The 2,946-nt window shown below is 38.7% G+C and carries 2 protein-coding genes; both read right to left on the bottom strand.

Features of this window, described 5'->3' with window-relative positions; genetic code table 11:
* The coding region (locus Q1553_RS02105) for a zinc ribbon domain-containing protein (RefSeq protein ID WP_300842718.1) at nucleotides 1-194 on the bottom strand (194 nt) is incomplete at its 3' end.
* A 4-nt stretch (nucleotides 195-198) separates the two neighbouring features.
* Nucleotides 199-2,874 carry a phosphoenolpyruvate carboxylase gene (locus tag Q1553_RS02100; RefSeq protein ID WP_298495873.1) on the bottom strand — a complete coding sequence of 892 codons (2,676 nt, stop codon included), beginning with the start codon at nucleotides 2,872-2,874 and terminating at the stop codon, nucleotides 199-201.
* Nucleotides 2,875-2,946: the final 72 nt, after the last annotated feature.

Here is a 2,946-nt window from a genome sequence, read left to right as displayed (position 1 = left end):
TGTGCGCCATATAGCGAACACATTTCTATATACTCTTGCATTGAGACTTTATCTATAAATTCACCTCTTTCATAACAATACTTGCAATAATCAACACTCACGCTTCCGTCCTTTTCTAGCCCCATTTGCTCCTTTGAAGTGATAGGCATACCGCAGCTTTGGCAGATTGTATTTTGCATTAGATTACTCGCCATCCTTTCACCCTGTATTTCTCACACCTTGTGCAATCCCGACAATCGTCGTTACAATCTGTCTAGCAATCCGCTCCCTTTGTTCATCATAATGTGCATTTTTATAAACTTTCATCAAATGCAACTGAAAAAAACTAAGGCTTGTCAAAAAAGGCTTGCGCAATAAAATAGATTCTTGAATCAACTTCTCGCTCGCAAGCAGAGATTCCTCTTTGCGGACATACAGTAGCCAATCCAACGTGCGATGATATTCACTCTCTATCATTTGCCAGATTTTTTGGCGCAATTCCACATCTTCTACGAAATCATTATAATGCTTTGCAATCTCCAAATCCACTTTCAAAAAAGCTTGAGAAATATTGTCAATTGTAGTTTTAAAAAACAAATTTTCCCTATAACAGCTCCTAAAGATTTCCTTTTGTCCATACTTTTTAAACGCTTCTTCCAATCCGCTTCCCAAACCATACCACGCGGGGATAATTGCGCGATTCTGTGTCCAAGCAAAAACCCAAGGAATTGCACGCAAATCCTCCACATTTTGCGTCTCTTTGCGCTTAGAAGGACGTGAGCCAATATTCAACTGCGCGATAAAATCAATCGGTGTCGCAGATTTGAAATACTCAATAAACCCCTCTGTCTCATACACAAGCTTTCTGTAAGCCTTATAAGATTCCGTGCTAATGGTTTGCATTATAGTATCAAATTCTGAATCACTCACATTACAATTTGTCCCAAATCTATCATAAACTGATTTTTTCAGCAAAGTTGCCAATGCGCTTGAAAAGCTAGATTCTGCCTTTTTGGGATTAAGATATTTGTAGCTAATCACCTCGCCCTGCTCGGTTGTTTTCAAGAATCCCGCCACACTACTAGGTAGCGAAGAGAGCAAGGCGTCCTCTAGCGCACCTCCTCCACGACTTACACTTCCTCCACGCCCGTGAAAAAGCCTAAACTTCACATCTAATTCTTTCTCTAGCACGATGAGATTCCCAATCGCCTTGCGCAAGGAATAATTGCTTGCAAAGATTCCGCCATCTTTACTAGAATCCGAATAACCAATCATAATTTCCTGACGATTCTTGCGGGATTGCAAATACTCAGCATAATGTGGGTTTGCACAAAGTTCGCGCAAAATCTTAGGCGCAGATTCCAAATCCCCAATTGTTTCAAACAAAGGCGAAATGGAAATACGCGTCTTTTTGCCCTTGCACCACAATCCGCTTTGTTTGGCAAACCACAGCACACAAAGCAAATCATTTGCGCTTTGACACATTGAAACAATACAAGAATCAATAATGTTATCACTGATTCTATCTTTTGCCCATTTAAAATTTATAAAACTAAGCAAAGTTTCTTGTGTTTGCTCGCTAAATTTTCCATAAAATTGATTCAAATCTACCAAAGGCGCGCTAAGAGCTGCGTTTAAAACCTTTGTCTGCTCACTTGTTGGCAAAAGCAACAAATCACCTTGCACATAACCCAAAGTCGCGAAAATCTCTGCAAGAGCAAGCCAAAACACCTCACGATGCTGGCGAAAATCTAGTCGCATTAAATGGAATCCCGCAAGCAAGACAAGATTTCTTAACTCTTTCAAATAAGTGCTGCTACGCTCATCTAGCGATTCCATCATCATTTCAATGTCTTTGATAAACTCTTTGGAATTTTCATAAATATAGAGTTTATTTTGCTTCAAAGCACTTTGAGGGAGGTTGAGCATAAGGATTCTGTTTTGGAGCTTTTGGTGCATACAAACAAGTTTTGCACGAAATGGCTCTTGTGAAAAAAGCTTTTTTGTTGTCTCGTCTAAATGCTCTTTTTCTTGCTCTAAACTTTCTAATAATGTATTACTAGGATTAACATATTCGCACGCAATAGAAAGCTCTCTTCTTAGCCTATCTATCCATTTTAAGTATTGATGAATTATTGTTTGGTGCTGACGCTTCATCACTTCAATCATCACACGATTCGTTACATAAGGATTCCCATCTCTATCCCCGCCAATCCAACTTCCAAGCAAAAGGGGAGATTTTTTAAGCATAGAATCTTTCGCATTCTCTCCAAGTATTTTTAGTGCGTCTTGTATTTCTTGCAAAACACGCGCACCACTTTGCAAAATAGAGCTTTCCATAAAATAAAGTAGATTGTCTAGCTCAAATAAGACTTCTATTTTCTCACTACGCACGATATGACTATGCCAAAGCAGATTGAGGCGATATTTCAAATGCTCCTTTGCACCCATCTGCCCAAACTCAAACCACGCACGCAAATCATCATACATTTCGTGGTAGCTTTCTAAAAATGTTCTGCGCAGAGATTCTGTGGGGTGTGCGGTAAAAACAGGATAAAACTGAATCTTTTTAAAAACCTCCTTAATGTCCTCCGCATCGTATTTTTGCGCTCTTAATTCCTCAATAGCGACAAGGATTTGTCCTCTACTTTGTCGCAAGCTCAACTGATAACGTTCATCAATAATGTTTAAAAGCAAGTGATAAAGTGTAAAGGCTTTGATGAGATTAGAAATCTCCTGCGAACTAAGCTCTTGTAGCAGATTGGATTCTGCTTTAAATAAAAAGCTTGGATTGTCTTTTAGTGCGATAAAAGTAGGTTTAATATTTGGCGCAACCTCATCTAATAATTCACTCAAGATTGAAAAAGCAAATTCTATTTCCTTTGTTTTTGCCATTAGGATTCCTTCTTGCATTTTGCTACGACTTAAAGTCGATGGAATTATAACGCGTTTTAAGAATTAACTTGT

It is taken from the genome of Helicobacter sp. UBA3407, assembly GCF_949747025.1.
Lineage (GTDB): Bacteria > Campylobacterota > Campylobacteria > Campylobacterales > Helicobacteraceae > Helicobacter_D > Helicobacter_D ganmani.
This window is presented reverse-complemented; position numbering and strand designations above follow the sequence as displayed.